16 protein-coding genes are annotated in these 18,914 nt (G+C 42.8%); 13 read left to right on the top strand and 3 right to left on the bottom strand.

The window, feature by feature from the left end; genetic code table 11:
- Nucleotides 1–4 precede the first annotated feature (4 nt).
- Entirely contained in the window at nucleotides 5–1,918 is a 1,914-nt protein-coding gene (locus tag DWB64_RS12385) for an OPT family oligopeptide transporter (RefSeq protein ID WP_129488566.1), read from the bottom strand.
- Nucleotides 1,919–2,333: 415 nt separating this feature from the next.
- Nucleotides 2,334–4,211, bottom strand: a complete 1,878-nt coding sequence (locus tag DWB64_RS12380; RefSeq protein ID WP_129488565.1) for an OPT family oligopeptide transporter — start codon at nucleotides 4,209–4,211, stop codon at nucleotides 2,334–2,336.
- A gap of 106 nt (nucleotides 4,212–4,317) precedes the next feature.
- Between DWB64_RS12380 and DWB64_RS12375 the strand changes: the two genes are divergently transcribed.
- The 12 genes from DWB64_RS12375 to ptsP all read left to right on the top strand — a co-directional run bounded on the left by DWB64_RS12375 (nucleotide 4,318) and on the right by ptsP (nucleotide 17,458).
- Nucleotides 4,318–4,980, top strand: coding sequence for a TetR/AcrR family transcriptional regulator (locus DWB64_RS12375; protein WP_129488564.1), 663 nt, complete (start codon nucleotides 4,318–4,320; stop codon nucleotides 4,978–4,980).
- Between the two features lie 87 nt (nucleotides 4,981–5,067).
- On the top strand, nucleotides 5,068–5,532 hold the full coding sequence (locus DWB64_RS12370) for a hypothetical protein (protein ID WP_129488563.1): 465 nt from the start codon (nucleotides 5,068–5,070) through the stop codon (nucleotides 5,530–5,532).
- 111 nt (nucleotides 5,533–5,643) lie between these two features.
- Complete coding sequence (locus DWB64_RS12365) at nucleotides 5,644–6,276, top strand: hypothetical protein (RefSeq protein WP_129488562.1); 633 nt, start codon at nucleotides 5,644–5,646, stop codon at nucleotides 6,274–6,276.
- A gap of 35 nt (nucleotides 6,277–6,311) precedes the next feature.
- Nucleotides 6,312–7,022, top strand: a complete 711-nt coding sequence (locus DWB64_RS12360) for a M48 family metallopeptidase (RefSeq protein ID WP_129488561.1) — start codon at nucleotides 6,312–6,314, stop codon at nucleotides 7,020–7,022.
- Between the two features lie 69 nt (nucleotides 7,023–7,091).
- A complete protein-coding gene (locus DWB64_RS12355; protein ID WP_129488560.1) occupies nucleotides 7,092–7,307 on the top strand; it encodes a hypothetical protein in 216 nt (71 codons plus the stop codon).
- 354 nt (nucleotides 7,308–7,661) lie between these two features.
- Entirely contained in the window at nucleotides 7,662–9,053 is a 1,392-nt protein-coding gene (locus tag DWB64_RS12350) for a PTS mannitol transporter subunit IICBA (protein ID WP_348983811.1), read from the top strand.
- 165 nt (nucleotides 9,054–9,218) lie between these two features.
- Nucleotides 9,219–11,309 carry a transcription antiterminator gene (locus DWB64_RS12345; protein ID WP_129488559.1) on the top strand — a complete coding sequence of 697 codons (2,091 nt, stop codon included), beginning with the start codon at nucleotides 9,219–9,221 and terminating at the stop codon, nucleotides 11,307–11,309.
- A complete protein-coding gene (locus tag DWB64_RS12340) occupies nucleotides 11,296–13,203 on the top strand; it encodes a PTS mannitol transporter subunit IICBA (RefSeq protein ID WP_129488558.1) in 1,908 nt (635 codons plus the stop codon). The genes DWB64_RS12345 and DWB64_RS12340 overlap by 14 nt, the downstream gene beginning before the upstream one ends.
- Before the next feature lie 9 nt (nucleotides 13,204–13,212).
- Nucleotides 13,213–14,142, top strand: a complete 930-nt coding sequence (gene pfkB, locus DWB64_RS12335; RefSeq protein ID WP_129488557.1) for a 1-phosphofructokinase — start codon at nucleotides 13,213–13,215, stop codon at nucleotides 14,140–14,142.
- Nucleotides 14,143–14,151: 9 nt separating this feature from the next.
- A complete protein-coding gene (locus tag DWB64_RS12330; RefSeq protein ID WP_129488556.1) occupies nucleotides 14,152–15,423 on the top strand; it encodes a zinc-binding dehydrogenase in 1,272 nt (423 codons plus the stop codon).
- Nucleotide 15,424: 1 nt separating this feature from the next.
- Complete coding sequence (locus DWB64_RS12325) at nucleotides 15,425–15,688, top strand: HPr family phosphocarrier protein (RefSeq protein ID WP_129488555.1); 264 nt, start codon at nucleotides 15,425–15,427, stop codon at nucleotides 15,686–15,688.
- A 63-nt stretch (nucleotides 15,689–15,751) separates the two neighbouring features.
- Nucleotides 15,752–17,458: a phosphoenolpyruvate--protein phosphotransferase gene (gene ptsP / locus DWB64_RS12320; protein ID WP_129488554.1), complete on the top strand. Its 1,707-nt coding sequence runs from the start codon at nucleotides 15,752–15,754 to the stop codon at nucleotides 17,456–17,458.
- Between the two features lie 56 nt (nucleotides 17,459–17,514).
- Here the strand turns inward: ptsP and DWB64_RS12315 are convergent, their stop codons facing one another.
- Complete coding sequence (locus DWB64_RS12315; RefSeq protein ID WP_129488553.1) at nucleotides 17,515–18,306, bottom strand: hypothetical protein; 792 nt, start codon at nucleotides 18,304–18,306, stop codon at nucleotides 17,515–17,517.
- A gap of 277 nt (nucleotides 18,307–18,583) precedes the next feature.
- Between DWB64_RS12315 and DWB64_RS12310 the strand changes: the two genes are divergently transcribed.
- On the top strand, nucleotides 18,584–18,808 hold the full coding sequence (locus DWB64_RS12310) for a YdbC family protein (protein ID WP_129488552.1): 225 nt from the start codon (nucleotides 18,584–18,586) through the stop codon (nucleotides 18,806–18,808).
- The last annotated feature ends 106 nt before the right edge of the window (nucleotides 18,809–18,914 follow it).

Raw genomic sequence — 18,914 nt, 5'->3', positions numbered from 1 at the left:
CCTCTTATTTTTTGTCCAGTAAATTCTTTTTACCGATTGACGCTTTGTAAAGTGTAAATGTCAGTAGACCAAAGAATACTAGTGCTCCTATTTGACCTAAGTCGATTCCAAGGTTTAGATTGATGTTTGCCACTGCGAATACCGCAAGTAGAATACCGATCAGACCTTCTCCAGCGATTAAGCCGGATGCGTATAAGATACCGGATTCGATTTTGTCTTTGATGTTGATTTCGTTGTATATCTTGTTTGTAAGACGTTTATCAAGTACCCCACGTAGTAAACCACCAACCATGATAGGTGTAGAAAGGTGGATTGGCAAGTAAAGGCCGATTGCTATTGGAAGTACAGGAAGACCCAAAAGTTCGATGGCGATACCCATGCCGATACCAGTGAATACTAGTGACCATGGCAAGTTTCCGCCCATAACGCCTTCGATAACAAGTCTCATAAGTGTTGCCTGAGGTGCTGGAAGTTCTGCAGAGCCGAATCCCCATGCGTTGTTTAGCAGTGTTAAAACGCCACCGATAGCAAGTGCTGCAGCAACCGCACCGATAATTTCACCGTACTGTTGTTTTCTTGGTGTCGCGCCTACTAAGAAACCTGTTTTTAAATCCTGTGACGTATCACCGGCCATTGCAGCGATGATACAGATGATTGCGCCAACCGTAAGTGTCGCTATCATGCCTGCTTGACCGTCATTACCAGTTGTTTTGAAGATGATTGCTGTGATGATCAGTGTTGCGATTGTCATACCAGAAACTGGATTTGACGATGAACCTACAAGACCGACGATTCTTGATGATACAGTTGCAAAGAAGAATCCTAAGACTGCGATCATAAGTGCTCCGATGATGCCAACCGGGATAATCGGTAACATCGCCATTGCAAGAATAACAGTTAGTGAACCGATCAGTACGACTTTCATCGACATGTCTTTGTCAGTTCTAAGGCTTGAGATGCTGCCGATACCGCCTGAGTAATCTTTCATCGCATCTTTAAATGTTTGTACAATCAAAGGCAGTGATTTTACAAGGCTGTAAACACCACCAAATGCTACAGCGCCAGCACCGACATATCTGATGTAGTAGTTCCAGATACCCCAGTAGCCTAGTTCGCTGATTGGCACTGATGCAGGATACATGATGACTTCGCCCATTGAACCGATATTGGCGATTAGTGGAATAAAACCGAACCAACCGATTACGGCACCACCAAGCATGTAAGCAGAAATTTTTGGTCCGATGATGAAACCAACACCTAATAGAGCAGGTAATACATCTGCACCGATCGCAGCACCTTGGTAACCAGGGATTGCTGTTTCGATTTCACTTGGGAACAATTTGAATCCATCTGTAAAGAATTTGTAGATCGCACCGATTCCAAGACCTGTGAAAGTAAGTTTCGCCTTAGAGCCACCTTCTTCACCGGCAAGTAGTACTTCGGCACAAGCAGTACCTTCCGGGTATGGAAGCACGCCATGCTCTTTTACGATCAGAGCTTTACGAAGTGGAACCATGAAGAATACGCCAAGTAGACCACCACAAAGTGCGATTGCAGTTATAGTAAGTAGACTTGGTGCACCTAATCCCCATTCAGTTGACCAGATGTATAAGGCCGGTAGTGTGAAGATCGCACCAGCAGCTAGTGATTCACCGGCAGAACCGATGGTTTGTACCATGTTGTTTTCAAGGATTGATTCTTTTCTTAGTATTACGCGGATAACACCCATTGAGATAACTGCAGCTGGAATAGAAGCTGAAATTGTCATTCCTACTTTTAAACCAAGGTAGGCATTAGCAGCACCGAATACGACGGCAAGGATAATACCAAGTAGGATCGATGTAAGTGTGAATTCAGGCATAATACGATCAGCCGAGATATACGGCTTAAACGCTTGAGTGTCATTTTGATTTGACATGAAGTGTTCCCCCTCATAATTAGTATTGAATAAAACCACTAATGTGCGCACATTCAGGAGAAGATCTTCTACATGCATGATTATAATAAGAATACAAACAGAAAACAAGAGGCCTCAACTTACGGAAAAACGTTTTCATATCATAGATATAAGGGGTAGGTAGTCACCTAACATCGGTAGGTGCATTTAACTTTGCCGTGCCTACCAAATGGTAGACAGTTGAAATAAGTGCTTTGACGGTCCATATGCATGTTTATTGCAAAAAAATTGAGTAATCGGTACGGATGTTTTTGTTAACATGGTGTAACAAGTGTCGAAATATGCGTATTATACATTTTAAGTGTATATATATTCATTTCATATTTTTTTTTTTGCGTTAAAAAAATAGCCGAAGCTCTTATGCTTCGGCTACAGGTTACTTATTGGGGTTGTACATAACAGAAAATTTCATCAGAGAATAGAAGAGTAAACTAAAAATACTTAAGGTTCCCATAAAACCAAGGTCGATTCCCAAGGATAAATTTATGCCTACAGCGGAAAGACTTGCGAACAGTATTCCGATGACGCCTTCGCCGGCGATCAGACCTGATGAGAACAAGATGCCGGAATCGAGCTTTAGCTTACGCTTATGGTTGTCCCAGTCAAAGGATCCTTCTTCGATCCAGTTTCTTAAAAGTCCACCCAGAAACATGACGGTTGATAAATGTATTGGAAGGTATAGGCCGATCGCTACGGGTAAGACCGGTATATCCAGTACCACCAAGATGATTCCGACACCGACACCGACAAGTATCAGAGTCCATGGCAGATTGCCGTTCATCATTCCTTCGACGACCAGTTCGATAAGTGTGGCCTGAGGAGCAGGGAGTTCTGGTGTGCCGAATCCCCATGCCGAATGAAAGAGAAGTAACACGAAGCCAAGGGCGCTTGCAGATGCGATAACGCCGATCATCTCTCCGATTTGCTGCTTGATGGGAGTGGCTCCTACGATAAATCCTGTTTTCAAGTCCTGAGACGTATCCCCGGCCATGGCGATGATGATGCAGATGATGGATCCGACGATAAATAGGGACATGATCATGTCGTTATCGACATCGTTAAAAAGCTTAAAGATGCTACCAGTAAAGATAAGTGTAGCCATTGTCATACCAGAGATCGGATTGGAGGAGCTGCCCACAAGACCAACTATTCTGGATGAAATAGTAGCAAAGAAATAACCAAGTATGATCACGATGATCGCACTAAGAATATTCAACTTTAGAATAGGAAGTGTCACCATGGCAAGAAACAGAATTAGGATGCCAAGAAGTACCGAGGTGATGGGCAAATCCTTTTCGGTTCTGATCATCGAATGGGTCCCGCTCAGTTTATAGTCCTTTATGGTGTCTACGATTGTCCTGTAGATAAGGGGCAGTGAACTGATCAGTGAAAGCGCGCCTCCGAAGGCGACTGCTCCGACACCGATATATCGTATATTTTGATTCCAAATCCACTCAGGGTTAAGCACGGAGCTGCTTGCCATACTAAATGTCGTAAACTCAAAGCCTACCGCATCGATTAATGGGATGAATACCAGCCAACCGAGCAAGGAACCTGATAGGATAAGACCTGCTGTTCGTTTACCTATGATAAAGCCTACGCCTACAATAGCAGGTAAAAATTCACCACCGATGGTAGCAGGATAGGGTTTTGGTAGTGTAATGGCAAGTCTAGAGGCGAACAGGTGGATGCCATCGGTTAAGAACTTGTACACTGCACCGATAAACATGCCTGTAAAGGTTGCTTTCGCTTCTTGTCCTTTTGTCTCGCCGGCTAAAAGCACATCTGCGCAGGCAGACCCTTCGGGGTAAGGAAGCACTCCGTGTTCCTTTACAATCAGTGCCCGCCTGAGTGGAATCATAAACAGCACGCCCAGTAGCCCGCCAACCACTGCGATAGCAGTGAGTGTCGCAAGCGTAGGGGCTTCAAGTCCAGATTTGGATGTCCAGATAAAAATCGCAGGAATGGTGAATATGGATCCTGCGGCGAGTGACTCGCCGGCAGACCCGATGGTCTGGACCATGTTGTTTTCTAAGATCGAATCCCTTTTCATTAAAAAGCGTGTAAGACTCATCGATACGACTGCGGCAGGAATGGATGCGGATATGGTCATACCAACCTTTAGTCCTAGGTAGGCGTTTACAGCGCCAAAAATGATGGCCAGTATAATACCCATAACGATGGATGTGATTGTCAGTTCTGGAAGTACCGTGTTTGCAGCTATGTATGGTTTGTATTGTGTGTTATTCTTCATCTGTATATACCTCGCAATTTACATTATAATGTAAAACCCGAAAATCACAAGAGCGAAACTTTACATAATTTTATACGCGCGTTATAATAACCTAACGGAGGTAGGTATGACAACTAAAGATAAAATATGCAGGGTTTCACTGAAGTATTTCATTACTCAAGGTTACGAGTATACTTCGTTAGAGCAAATAGCAAATGAAGTCGGAATTAAAAAACCATCTATCTACTATCATTACAAGTCAAAAGAAGACCTGCTCGCTCATGGCGTGCATCTTATTATAGATGAGGTATTGTCCACGATAAACCGGCATGTGATCGACCACGATCCTTGCAAAGTTCAGTTGCAGGGTTTTTTTGAGTCGATTTTGGACTGCAATCAGAACTTATCCGCTCTTATCGGTAGCGATTTGAACGGATCGACCAATATAAGTGCCATTTTTCAACTTTCTGCAAATCGATTTGACCATATTGCTGAAGAAATCACGGCGTATTATGATTCTCTTATCGCGATCATCATCAACATACTCAACCGTGGTGTGAATCTTGGCGAAATCGAGCTGGCGCTTGAAGTGGAAAAAGCAGCAATTGAAATACTTGCGACGATAGAAGGGCTGATTACCATTTCAAGCCTCTATAAGAAGCTGAATATCGCCCAGATTAGAACCACCCTTTACGATAGGTTGTGGGACACGATCAGTATTACCCCTATTAAGGAAAAGAAAAAAACAAATAAGGTTCTTGATTCGTTCCTGATCGGACGAAAGTGGTGAACTTACATTAAACTGCCACACTTCTGTCACATAAGCAGCGTAGTATAAGACTATACAAACAATGCTTATATTGAAAGGAGAAAGAACATGAAAAAAATCTTAGCAGTAACACTAGTAGGTATGATGGTGATGGGCATGATGGTATTCTCATTTGCAGACGGTGTATTTGGACCAGCTTCTATCTTTGCGGATCTAATCGATGTTTCAGAGGATGAGGCCTATGACTTAAAATTGGAGTCCGGTCTGACCTTTGGTGAACTCGCAGAAAAGTACGATGTCTATGAAGCCTTTAAGGATGCGGCTTTTGGTGCAAAAGAGTTGTGGATAGCAGAGCTTGTTGCAAAGGATGAGTTGACTCAAGCGGAAGCGGACGAGATTTTGGCAGCACTTGCAGCATGTGATGGAACACAAACTCATATCTTGAGAGACCAGTTTAACCTAGGTCAGAAAATGATGAACGGTCAGGGTAACGGTCAAAGATTACAGGACGGATCCGGTGCCGGTGGGCAAGGAGCTGGAAAAGGAAATGGCAATAGAAGAGGAAGAAACTGATATCCTGTATTAGGGATGGACAAGGCGACCGGTTCGCCTTGTTTTTTTTGTTTTTGATGCGTTAATGGGGTATAATTGTAGTTGTAAGTTGATAGCTATGAAGGAGGACCTATGTCGTATATTGAACAGATTTCTTATTTAAAGGGCATACGAAGTGAAGTGCCAAACCAAGAGCTTGCAAAAGGTTTGGCCATTGCAAATGACGTGGCGGGGATGGATGAGATCGCCAGCTATCTGTTCGATAAGAATAAATCGATCGCCAGCGATTGCTTAAAAGTATTGTATGAGGCAGGCTATATCAATCCGCAATTGTCCTCAAACTATATCGACCAGTATCTTAAGCTATTGACTAGCAAGAACAACCGTATGGTCTGGGGGGCGATGATCGCCATCTGGAATGTCGCAAAAATCGAACATGAAAAAGTGTATGCCCATATCGACAAGATACTCCATTTGACAGAAACTGGTACTTTAATTACGCATGTAACAGGCATTAAGATCTTGCTTGCGCTTTGTGAGGTCAAGACGTCCTATTACGATAAATTATATCCTGTACTGATCAAGTACCTAGAAGCTTGCAGACCTATCGATTTTGGAAAGCGGGTGGAGGATTATATGGTGATTCTAAATGAGGATAACAAAGACGCTATCGTGAAGATCGTTTCAGACCGTTTAGAGCATTTAAACAAGAGTCAGCTGGCAAGGGTCAAAAGAGCCTTGAAATCGAAAGGCATCGAGCTATGATTTTTAGTGTTGCAGGAAATGGAGAGTAGACAGAAGTGAAACATCATAGATTGGACCATCTACCTTTTAAAGTCAATGTGCACTATTCAAACAGAAAGTCGACAGAACTTCGATTGATTTCGCAGGATGTGGTTGAGGTGAGAACCCCTTTTCATACCAGTGAAAAGAGCTTGTTCGACTTGATCAATGAAAAAAGGGACTGGATTGATAAGCATAGAATCAAAATGAAGCTAAATCATAATAAAAGAAATACCCTGATAAGCGACCCCGAGCGTCAAGTGCTGTTTTTAGGCAACGTATTGTCTCTGGTCACCAAAGAAGACAAGGGTAAAAATCATGCAAGCGTAGTGAGGAGAGAAAGTGTTCTTGAAATCACCGCACCGAGTGTTGAACGCGCTTATATCGATCAAGTTCTCATACAGTGGTATAAGGACATGGCAAAATTGAAACTGAAGGAACAAGTCGATCATTATAGCGATAGGCTTGATTTAAGACCGAATCGAATCTTCATTAAGGATCAGAAAACCAGATGGGGAAGCTGCTCGTCAAAAAGAAACATCAACTTGAACTGGAGACTGATCAAAGCGCCGATTGAAGTGATCGATGCGATCATCGTTCATGAACTGTGTCATTTAAAACATTTGAATCATTCAAGTGAATTCTGGCAGCTGGTTGAGTCTAGCTACCCTGATTATCACTCACGCCATAAATGGTTGAGCATTTATGGTGCAATTCTGATGAATTAGTTATAATTTGAGATTTATGGGTAGGTATAGTACAGGTCTAACATGCTAATTACAATTTAAGGAGTTGCTATGAACAATAAAAAAACAGGTAAAAAAATACCAAAGTACGTGAAAGAGTTTCACCCCAAAGCTACGAAAAAGGCCTGCTGTCATGGAAAGCATTCAAAAGGGATTTTCACGCTAGTAAGCATCTGTGCAGTCGTAACGATTGCAACATCAGCAATGTCTTGGATCGGTTTTATGAATATCAAAAAAAATGGTGGTAAACTACCATGGGAACGCTAGTTTCATCACTAAAAGGACTTCATTAATTTGAAGTCCTTTCAGGCCGTAGACAAAGTCCAATTTCTGCGTCAATTCAAAAACCCTGCACGCTTACGTATGTCTGTATACGCTGCGCCCGCAGGGTTTTCTTTTTCCTTGAACTTGAACTTTCTCTACAGCCTGCCATCCTGAAGACTATGTCTTCAGGATGAAAGGACTTCATTAACTTGAAGTCCTTTTAATTTTGTCACCTGAGATATGACAAAGTCTTAATAAGTCGTGGAGGCAAGAAAACGTTTTTTAGTGCATAATCATCATGAATTCAAATGGTAAGTAGGTACCTATAACACGTTTTCTAATGAAGGGGGACAAACAGTGGAAGCTACAAAAGTAAAAATCGCAGCAAGTGAAAAACTGGCTGCTAAGGATCGGATTCAAAAGTTCGGTCGTGTCTTGTCGGGTATGGTTATGCCGAATATCGGTGCATTTATCGCTTGGGGATTGATTACAGCGCTCTTCATTCCAACCGGCTGGATGCCAAATGAAGGTCTTGCAGCACTTGTAGGACCAATGATTCTTTATATGTTGCCATTATTGATCGGTTATACTGGTGGTAAAATGATTGCAGGGACAAGAGGTGGAGTACTTGGCGCCATCGCTTCAATGGGAGTGATTGTCGGTACTGACATTCCAATGTTCCTAGGCGCTATGATTATGGGGCCGTTCGCCGGTTTCGTCATTAAAAAAGTAGACGAAGCGGTTGAAGGAAAAATACCTAGCGGTTTTGAAATGTTAGTGAATAACTTTTCTGCAGGAATCGTCGGTATGTTGCTTGCACTTGCCGGACTTGTAGCAATTGGTCCTCTTGTTCAAGGTCTAAATTCAATTTTAGAAGGTGGCGTTCAACTGATCGTCAATGCAGGTCTACTACCGTTGACGTCGGCATTTATTGAGCCGGGTAAAATTCTTTTCCTTAATAATGCAATCAACCACGGTGTCTTAAGTCCGCTTGGAATTGCTCAATCGGCAGAACTTGGAAAGTCAATTTTCTTCTTACTTGAAACAAATCCTGGTCCAGGACTAGGGATATTGCTTGCTTACTGGATGTTTGGCAAAGGCATGGTCAAACAATCGGCACCAGGCGCTGTTATCATTCATTTCTTGGGTGGTATCCATGAGATTTACTTCCCTTACGTATTGATGAATCCTGCTTTATTACTTGCTGTAATCGGAGGCGGTATGAGTGGTGTGCTTACCTTTACGATGTTGGGTGCGGGTCTTGTTGCTACACCATCACCAGGTTCGATTTTCGCACTACTTGCAATGACGCCAAAAGGTGGTTTCTTTGGTGTGATCGCCGGAGTAGCGATTTCTACAGCGGTTTCCTTCTTTATCGCATCCTTCTTTGTAAAAAGAAGCAAAGTTTCAGGTTCGGACCAAGAACTTGAAGATGCACAAGAAAAAGTGAAAGCTTTAAAAGGTGTGAAGAGTGGTCAAGTTAAAAAAATCATTTTTGCATGTGATGCAGGTATGGGGTCGAGTGCGATGGGTGCGTCTTCATTGAAGAGCAAGTTAAAAGCAGCCGGACTATCGATTGAAGTAAAACACAGTGCGGTTGATGAAGTTCCATCCGATGCGGATATCGTAATCAGCCATGAAAGGTTGACTGCCAGAGCGATGGCGAAAGCCCCTAAGGCGGAACATATTTCAATTAAGGATTTTGTAAACAATCCTGTATATGATCAACTGGTTCAACGATTAAAATAGGAACGATTTCAGCGCCTGCTACCTGTAGGCGCTGAAATTTTAAATTATATTATTCAGAGTTGTCACTCTCTTGAATGACATAAATCTAGAAGTTTAGGGTGTTATATGAGGTGTACCGTAGTATAATTAATTATATTCTTCAGGTGTGTCACAAGGAGTGATGAGATGAATGCATTAAGTAAAAGGGCGAAGCAGCTGCTTCAACATATGTTGCAAAACGGGGATTATCTTACCAATCAAGAGTTGGCCGATAAACTGAAGGTCAGCACGAGAACGGTAATCAGAGAAATGCCTAGTATAGAAAGTTATGTGTCTGAGTTTGGGATTGAAGTCGAGAAAGTAACCGGCAAAGGCGCGACAATCAAGGGAACGATTGATCAGAAGCTATTGCTTTCAAAATCGCTTGACGGCATACAAGTAGAAAAATGGTCTAGTGCGTCTGAACGACAACGGTTCTTATTGATAGAGCTGTTAAGATCGAATGAATCACAAAAACTATACTATTTTTCTTCACTATTTAACGTGTCAGAGGCGACGGTGAGCAATGATCTGGACAAACTTGTCAGTTGGCTTGAGAGTAATAACCTAGGCGTTTTAAGAAAGCCAGGCTACGGCATCGAAATCCTTGGTTCAGAAAGAAATAAGCGTGCTGCGATTATGCGGCTTGTCAATGACACGTTTTCAAAACCGGACCTGCTTTCACTGCTCAGAAGCCAATATGTTGAAGAAGGAATCTCAGAGCAAGAGCCGGATAGCAAGGACCGTCTACTGAATTTCATCGGCGACCGTGTTTTATCAGGTGTTGAAAAAGCAATTGACTGTTCTGGAGCCTTAACCGAATATAAGATAGCTGACAGCGCCTATGTCGCTTTAGTCATCCATCTTTCCTTAGCGGTTCAGCGACTACTAAATGGAGAAGGGATTCACTTTGACACCGTTTTACTTGAAGAATTGAAAGAGTCACCTGAATATGACGTAGCAAAACAAATCGTCACGTGTACAGCAAAAGAGTTCGGGATCTTTGTACCTGATGATGAAGTTGGCTATATAACAATGCATTTGCAAGGCGCAAAGCGGAGGACTGTTTTTTCGGGAGAACAGGATTTACTGGTGCATGACTATGAACTGGTCCATATCGCCGAAGCTTTGATTATGAGAATGGAAGATGAAACAAGTTATTCTCTTTCTTCTCATAAACGTCTGGCAACCGATCTTATCAATCACTTAGGTCCGGCGCTCACAAGAATCAGATTGGGAATGGATATTGTAAATCCACTGCTGGATCAGATCAAAACGCAGTATAAGAGCTATTATGAAGCGACATTGAAATCGTGCACATTGCTTGAAGACAGACTTAAAACAACGATACCTGATGCTGAGGTCGGATTTTTGACCATGCATTTCGGTGCGGCGATAGAATCGATAAATCAGAAAATCAAATTGCCATGGAAAGCTGTGATAGCATGCAGTACTGGAATCGGTTCGGCTAAACTATTACAGGCAAGAGTCAATAAACTATATAAGAACATCAAGGTCATCTCGGTTTTATCTACTTTAGATATTCAAAAGAAGATTAAGGAATTGGATGTCGATTTGATGATTTCAACTATTCCTATTAAAAACGCACCTTGTCCGATGGTGGTGGTCAGTCCACTGGTTCTGGAAGAAGATGCGAAAAAGATCGAAGTGCTCCTTTCGACGCTTGAGGTCAGACAATCAAGTCGTGAGGAATCCAACAATCAATCGTTGGTAGAACGACTTCAGGTGATCAGCCATCATATACCCATTGCGGTTTCCATGTTAGAAAGATTCTTTTTCGAAACATGCGAGGCGAGCGAAGATCAGGAGATTTTCGATTTGGTCCGAATGCTCGCCGATACGGATCATGGAGATGTTCTGGTCAAAGACCTTATGCAAAGGGAAGCGATAGGAAAGACCATATTTGATAATGGTATGGGCTGGCTACTGCACTGCAACACGACATCAGTCAACCATGTACAGATGGGACTGATAAGAAAAGCCAAAGAAGATGCTTGTACCTCTTATGTCATGGTGATGTTGATTCCAAAGAATCTAGAACACCTGGGAAGGAATCTGGTGGGTAGTGTCAATCAGCAGCTCTTTGAAAACAAGCAGCTAAAACAAGCAATCATGGAAAATAACAAAGGCGTGTTCATTCAATTGCTTGAAAATGCGATTATTGAACATTTGGATTATGTCTTGCATCATCTGGAGGGATCATATGAAAGAAGGTAGTTTACAACAAAGGTTACAACACTCAGGGCGCTTTTTAAGCGCGATGGTCATGCCAAACATAGGCGCATTTATCGCTTGGGGTTTGATTACGGCGCTCTTTATTCCGACCGGATGGTTACCGAATGAAAGTCTATCGGCTCTAGTCAGCCCAATGATCTTATACCTGCTTCCACTACTTATCGGCTTCACCGGCGGACAACTTGTCGGCGGCACAAGAGGCGCTGTGGTTGGAGCGGTAGCGACGATGGGGATCGTAGTAGGTGTTGATATTCCTATGTTTATCGGTGCGATGATCATGGGACCGATCGGTGGACTTCTCATCAAAAAAATCGACGAGCTTGTTGATGGAAACATACCTAACGGTTTTGAGATGTTGGTCAACAACTTCAGTGCTGGAATTACTGCCATGGGTCTTGCCCTACTATCCTATGTTGCCATAGGTCCGGTCGTTCTGAGCGTCAACAGGTTACTGGAAACGGGTGTCGGTTTTATTGTGGAACATGGCCTACTTCCTTTAACCGCACTGTTTATCGAACCTGGTAAAATACTTTTCTTAAATAATGCAATCAACCACGGTGTCCTTGGACCTTTAGGGATTGCCGAATCGGCAGAATACGGTAAGTCGATCTTCTTCTTACTTGAAACAAATCCAGGCCCCGGTCTTGGAATTCTTCTGGCATATTGGCTATTTGGAAAAGGTGTCGCAAAACAATCTTCACCAGGCGCTATGATCATTCACTTCCTTGGAGGTATTCACGAAATATACTTCCCTTATGTTTTAATGAAACCTAGCTTATTGCTGGCGGTCATCGCAGGTGGTATCGGTGGAATAGGCACCTACTCGATTTTGGGTACAGGTCTTGTCGCCACACCTTCTCCAGGGTCGATTTTCGCACTACTGGCTATGGCACCTCGAGGCTCGCAGCTTAGTGTTATCTTGGGTGTGCTCGTCGCGACCAGTCTAAGTTTTATAGTTGCGGCATTCTTGCTCAAAAACGAAAAAACTGCTGAAGATACTGATTTTGAAGATGCAAAAGCATCGATCGAATCAAAGAAACGTGTCAGTAAGAATTTACAAACCGGCGTTAGCATAACCGAATCGGTAGATCAGGTTGAAAGCTTGAAGCTGGATACGGCTGTGATTTCAAAAATTAGGTTTGCCTGTGACGCTGGAATGGGATCAAGTGCGATGGGTGCCTCAAAACTCACTAAAAGACTAAAGGAGTACACCGGTAGCTTTGACATCGGTTTCATGTCGATCGATCAACTTACCGGAGACGAGGATTTGGTGATTACACACAAGGTACTACAGAATAGAGCACACGCAAAGGCACCAGATGCGCAAATGATCGGCGTAGTTGACTTTTTAACCGATCCACAACTTGATGATCTTGTCGTACAGCTGATCGGTGCATCAAAGATGAAGACAACCGCAACAGAAGAAATCATATGCGAAGAATTCCTAGAGGTGCTTTCAATCAGTAACGTTAAAGTCAACCTGGCTTCTGAATCAAAAGAAGATGCGATTAGACGTGCAGGAAACCTACTGGTCGATCTCGGGTATGCAAAGTCCGACTATATCACAGGAATGTTGAACAGAGAAGAAGTGACAACTACCTATATCGGTTCAAGCGTGGCTATTCCACATGGTACAAATGAAACAAAACATTTTGTTAATCAAACAGGTCTTGTGATTCTTCAGTACCCTGACGGAATTGATTTTGGTGATGGCAACGTCGCGCATCTAGTCATCGGTATCGCAGCAATCGGTGATGAGCATATGATGATCCTTTCCAATATTGCAGAATCCATCAGTAATGAAGAGACGTTGGCGATGCTCATCAATACCGCATCGGCTCAAGAGATTTTAAATCGATTTTCTGTATTTGCGTAGGAGGACAGAATGATAATTACACTGACGATGAATCCGGCAATTGATCATACTGTAAGTATTCCTGATTTCAAGGTGAATCATGTCAACAGGATCACGGAGTCAAGGTATGATGCTGCTGGAAAGGGAATTAATGTTTCGAAAGTGGTAAAGGGGTTAGGCGGTCGCACAAAAGTATTCGCTTTTCTTGGTGGCGATACAGGTGACTATATAAAAAAAAGTCTTGTTGAGGAAAAAATCAGTTGCATTGCAATCGAAACCAGTGAACCGACAAGGACCAACCTAAAGATTGTAGACCCTGACTCTAAGACGTATACCGACATCAACCAGACAGGTGCTTATGTGAGTGAAGATCAGCTTGCTCTTTTTAGAAAACAGGTCTTTAACTACTTGTCTTCCCAGTCGCTTGTCGTACTGACGGGAAGCTTGCCCCCAGGGGTTCCTGTTACAATCTATCAGGAGTTGATCAGTGATATCCAGGCAATTGGTGCGGTGGCCGTTTTAGATGCTGATGGTGAAGCGTTTGAACATGGTCTGAAAAGCGGACCCAAAATCATTAAACCAAATATCCACGAACTCGAACTTTATGTTGGAAGGAAACTCGACACTGAAGACGAGGTCGTTCAAGCGGCAAAAGAACTGCTGGCTTTCGGAACCGAACTGATTGCGGTGTCGATGGGCGCTGAGGGAGCTCTGTTCATCACGAATAACTGCGTCTATAGGGCTCATGGGCTTAAAGTTTCGGTTAAAGGCACAGTTGGCGCTGGTGATGCCATGTTAGCCGCGATCTGCTACGGACGGGATAAGAACTTGCCCATAGAAGAAACAATTCGGCTGGCAATAGCGACATCTGCAGCGAAGGTAATGGTCGAAGGTACTAAATCACCGGATTTCGATACGATATACGACTTGAAGAAGCAAGTGAAGATTAGTGTATTATAGGGAGGAAATATGAAGGTTAAAGGTGTAAGGCTACATGGACCCTTGAAGGTCACGATGGATACTTTTGAACTACCAGAGATTAAAGAAGATGAAATCTTAGCGTCGGTCATCACAAACAGTTTATGCATGTCTACGTACAAGGCTGCAAAGCTTGCCGAAGGTCATCGCAGAGTTCCTAATAATATCAGTACAAATCCAATTGTTACAGGTCATGAATTTACAGGCAAAATTCTAAAGGTCGGATCGAAGTGGGCGCATCAGTTTAAAGAAGGCGACTTATATTCTATTCAGCCTGCGCTAAACTGGCAAGGCAAACCGGATTCGCCCGGGTATTCCTATGAGTTTTTTGGCGGAAATATGACAAAAACGATTATACCAAACGAAGTAATGGAGCTAGGGTGTCTGTTAAAGTACGACGGTAAAGGCTTTTTCAATGCATCTCTTGCTGAGCCGATGAGTTGTATCATTGGTGCCTATAATGCTCATTATCATACAAAATTCGGTGATTATAAGCACTATATGGGAATTGTAGATCAAGGAAATATGGCAATACTCGCAGGTGCGGGTCCAATGGGACTTGGTGCGATCGATTACATTTTAAATCAAGAAAAACGTCCTTCACTTTTGGTCGTTGTGGATATCAGCGAGGATCGACTGAATAGAGCTTCTGAAATCCTTACTGTCGATTATGCAAAGAAGCAAGGGGTCAAGTTGATCTATGTGGATGGCAGTAAAGTAGATACGTATTCTCATTTGATGGGTCTAACTGACGAAGAGGGATATGATGATGTATTCGTCTATGCTCCAATCGCCCCACTTATTGAAACTGGCGATAAACTGTTAAGACAAGATGGATGCTTAAACTTCTTCGCAGGACCGACAGATACTGAGTTTAGCGCGCCGTTCAATTTTTACAATGTGCATTATAAACAGACTCATTTAGTTGGTACAAGCGGTGGTAATACAGACGACATGATTGAATCACTGGTGAAGACTGCAAAAGGACAGATCAACCCTGCTGTCATGGTTACACATATCGGAGGCTTAAACGCCGCACCGGACGCAGTTGTCAATATGCCATTTTTAGAAGGTGGAAAAAACCTGATTTATACGGGACTAAAAATGCCTTTAACTGCGATAGTGGACTTTGAAAAACTGGGTACTTCAGATGAACGATATAAGCGCTTAGCTGAGCTTGTAGCGACTACGAATGGCTTATGGAATGTCGATGCCGAGAATTATTTGCTAACGTATATGGATAAAATAGAGGACGAGGTGTAAAATGGTTAGATCAGAAGTGAAATTAGGTGCAGGTAATGGATTACACGCAAGACCTGCCAGCATGTTGACAAAAGTTGCTGCAAAATTCGATGCGAATGTAAAACTGGTATCTGGTGAGAAAAAAGTGGATTGCAAAAGCATTATCGGCATATTGAGTTTAGGAGCCACTGAGGGCACGTCCCTGTTCGTCGAAGCAGACGGAAGTCAAGCGAATGATGTGGTAGAAGCGATAAAAGAGTTATTCAACAATAACTTTAACGAATGATAATGGCAAGGCGTACAGGCTTCTGTACGCCTTTACTTAACTTAACTTGTTTGAGGTGAAAATATGAGAGCGACACCTGCATCCGGCGGAATAGCCATAGGAAAAGTCTATCTTTGGGAGTCTGATCCTGTGGAAGTAAAAGAAAGAAGCATTGTCAGCGTTGATGACGAACTTACCTTATTAAGAGATGCTAAAACTAAATGCGAAGTCGAAATCACTAGTTTAAGGGAGCATACGGCGGTTAGTATCGGACAAAAGGAAGCCGAAGTATTCGATGCCCATATCATGATTTTAAGCGATCCGGAGTGGTTTGGAAAAATTACAGAGATGATTCAGACGGATCAGGTAGCGGCTGAAATTGCAGTTGTGCGAATTACAGACGGTTTTTTAAAGTTATTCGAACTGATTGAAGATGAGTATCTAAGAGAAAGGGCGACAGACTTAAAGGATGTAACTGCAAGACTACTCGGTCACTTGTTAGGTAAGGAAAAAAGAAGTTTTATTGAAGATGACAAAGTCATCCTGATTGCAAACGATCTTGTTCCTTCAGATACCGCTCAGCTCGACAAACGTTATGTTCAAGGAATTATCACGGAAATGGGCAATAAAACCTCACATACGGCGATTATTGCCAGAACGATGGGGATACCGGCGATTGTAGGGGCAAAGGGGATAGTGTCAGCTATTAAGGAGGCATCTGTAACCAAACTGGCTTTTGACGGTAGCACAGGCGAGTATGTCCTTAATCCGACCGACGATCAAGAAGTAGCATTTGAAAAGCTCATGGCAGATGAATACGAAGAAAAGCAAAAGCTTGAGGGTGTGCGCGGTAAAGACACAATCACGCTGGACGGTTACTCGTTAGAGCTGGCGTGCAATATCGCAAAATCCGAGGAGGCAAGCCTGGTTTCATCATTTGACGGTGAAGGAGTCGGGCTGTTTAGAACTGAAATTCTATTCATGAATCGAACAAGCGCACCGACTGAAGAGGAACAATTTGCCACCTATAAAAAGACGATTCAGCTACTGCATGGTAAACCGTTGATCATCAGAACTCTGGATGCAGGCGGTGACAAGCAGGTGGATTACCTGAATATCGAACCGGAACTAAATCCTTTTTTAGGTTATCGTGCGATACGCATTTGTCTCAAAGAAACCCAATTGTTCAAACAGCAGCTAAGAGCGGTTTTGAGAGCATCCGCATATGGACCGACAAAATTGATGTTTCCTATGATCGCCACCATCAACGAGTTTTTACAGGCAAAAGAACTTGTGAAAGAAGTGATGAGTGAGCTTGAACAAAAGGGCTCTGCATTTGACAAGGATATTCCTATCGGCATCATGGTTGAAATTCCATCTACTGCCGTACTTGCTGAGCAGTTTGCCAAGCATGTGGACTTTTTCAGCATAGGTACAAACGATTTGACTCAGTACACTTTAGCCGCAGATCGCATGAATGAGAACTTGACAGAGCTTTATCAGCACCTTGATCCAGCCGTGCTCAGTCTGATTGCAAATGTCATTAGAGCTGCCAGAAAGCATGGTAAGTGGGTTGGAATGTGCGGCGAAGCGGCATCGGACCCGATGATGGTTCCATTTTTAATCGGTCTTGGCATACATGAACTATCGATGGCGCCGATCTCTGTTCTTCCTACTAGAGCGATGATACGAAAACTAAGTAAAAAAGACTGTGAGAAGCTGGTCGATGAAGTCTTAAGCGCAGGTACAGTCGATGAAGTGAAATCGATACTGCATGAATTTATCGATTAACTGACAAAAAAACCAAGCCGCTGTAGTGTGCATTCTACAGTGGCTTGGTTTTGCATTTAAATGGTGGTTTTATATCGCTTATACCCAAACTCATAGATGACAAAGAGGACCATGAGCACGATATTGATGGTTCCCCATGCTTTTAGAACAGCTGGGTTAAACCAAGTCGAAGCGTTCATCACGGTCGGAAACAGGTTTGGGAAAGACGACCTGATGACCAAGTGCGTCGCCAAGGTATAGATACGTGCCATAATATACAGCTCGTGTCGTTTTTTAAATACCGGATATAATTCCGCAGCGAGTAGAATCACTAGTGAACTGGCGAAAAAAGTCGCTCCTTCTCCGTAGACAAAGCAAGCGTTCCATGTAGTGTACATGAAGTTCCATCCAATCGCAGTGTAAGCGAGAAGATCACCGGTATCTTGGCTGAATTTCCAGCGCTTAAACGGCAGTGGAATCGTCACACACAGCAGGGCTCCGCAAATTGCGTTCATGTAGTTTCCGAGTGCGACATCCTTTATCGTGGCTTCCAGTATATTTAAGAACAAGACGCCATAAAGAACGACCAAAACCCAGTGTTTTCGTAAGTTTTCATAAAGCCTTGTGGTTTTAGGCGAAGTGTAGGCGATCCTTGTTATCCCGACAAATATGGTAGGTAGGATGACGCTCAGGTTCTTCGCCCAGCGAAACCAGCCTTGCATGCCGCCGATAATCCAAAGCGGTAATGTGAATAAGGACCCTATTACAGCAAAGTGAGCGATTTTGACATGCTTTCTGAAAAATTCAACCAGTGCTAAAAGAAAAATAAAATAAAGACCCATCGATACGACATACTTGATAATGACCATGATTTCCCCCTCAGTATTTAGATACTACGTTACTAATTTAACATAAAATCAAATGCGTGAATATGTCGAATTGTTACAATTGCGTGAACAAAGTGATAAAACACAGTTTCGATTGGTTAATAAGACAGGATTCAAGTATAATGGAGATAGGAAAATACTTTAGAAGCGAAAGGTGATAGAACTTATGGTCCTGATAGTTTTAGTGATAGTAGGAATTATGGTTGTCGGCGCATTATCGATCACAATTGTGCAAAACAAAGAAAAATAGGAGTTTTATATGGCAGATTTGAAATACGAGATACTCGAGACCATCGGTAAGGTTTCTGAAAACAGCAAAGGATGGTCTAAAGAACTGAATAGGATAAGCTGGAACGATAGACCGGGAAAATATGATTTACGCGATTGGGCACCCGAGCATTCAAAAATGGGAAAAGGGGTCACCTTAAGTAAAGAGGAGCTCATCGAGCTAAGAACATTGCTTAATTCCATGGATCTGGACTAAGCGTTTAAACCACTCAAAAGAGTGGTTTTGTTTTTGTCTGCTGACTGCCGATAATGGGTATACGATAGTATGAATAATGCAATCAAGGCAAATTACAGGCACGAGA

Source organism: Fusibacter sp. A1 (genome assembly GCF_004125825.1).
Taxonomy (GTDB): Bacteria; Bacillota; Clostridia; order Peptostreptococcales; family Acidaminobacteraceae; genus QQWI01.
Note: the sequence above shows the minus strand (reverse complement) of the source record. Positions and strands in the feature narration are given on the sequence as shown.

Excerpts from the sequence above, each read along its gene's own strand:
- DWB64_RS12385 (WP_129488566.1), bottom strand. The coding sequence starts at position 1,918 with ATGTCAAATCAAAATGACACTCAAGCGTTTAAGCCGTATATCTCGGCT.
- DWB64_RS12380 (WP_129488565.1), bottom strand. The coding sequence starts at position 4,211 with ATGAAGAATAACACACAATACAAACCATACATAGCTGCAAACACGGTA.
- DWB64_RS12375 (WP_129488564.1), top strand. The coding sequence starts at position 4,318 with ATGACAACTAAAGATAAAATATGCAGGGTTTCACTGAAGTATTTCATT.
- DWB64_RS12370 (WP_129488563.1), top strand. The coding sequence starts at position 5,068 with ATGAAAAAAATCTTAGCAGTAACACTAGTAGGTATGATGGTGATGGGC.
- DWB64_RS12365 (WP_129488562.1), top strand. The coding sequence starts at position 5,644 with ATGTCGTATATTGAACAGATTTCTTATTTAAAGGGCATACGAAGTGAA.
- DWB64_RS12355 (WP_129488560.1), top strand. The coding sequence starts at position 7,092 with ATGAACAATAAAAAAACAGGTAAAAAAATACCAAAGTACGTGAAAGAG.
- DWB64_RS12345 (WP_129488559.1), top strand. The coding sequence starts at position 9,219 with ATGAATGCATTAAGTAAAAGGGCGAAGCAGCTGCTTCAACATATGTTG.
- DWB64_RS12340 (WP_129488558.1), top strand. The coding sequence starts at position 11,296 with ATGAAAGAAGGTAGTTTACAACAAAGGTTACAACACTCAGGGCGCTTT.
- pfkB (WP_129488557.1), top strand. The coding sequence starts at position 13,213 with ATGATAATTACACTGACGATGAATCCGGCAATTGATCATACTGTAAGT.
- DWB64_RS12330 (WP_129488556.1), top strand. The coding sequence starts at position 14,152 with ATGAAGGTTAAAGGTGTAAGGCTACATGGACCCTTGAAGGTCACGATG.
- DWB64_RS12325 (WP_129488555.1), top strand. The coding sequence starts at position 15,425 with ATGGTTAGATCAGAAGTGAAATTAGGTGCAGGTAATGGATTACACGCA.
- ptsP (WP_129488554.1), top strand. The coding sequence starts at position 15,752 with ATGAGAGCGACACCTGCATCCGGCGGAATAGCCATAGGAAAAGTCTAT.
- DWB64_RS12315 (WP_129488553.1), bottom strand. The coding sequence starts at position 18,306 with ATGGTCATTATCAAGTATGTCGTATCGATGGGTCTTTATTTTATTTTT.
- DWB64_RS12310 (WP_129488552.1), top strand. The coding sequence starts at position 18,584 with ATGGCAGATTTGAAATACGAGATACTCGAGACCATCGGTAAGGTTTCT.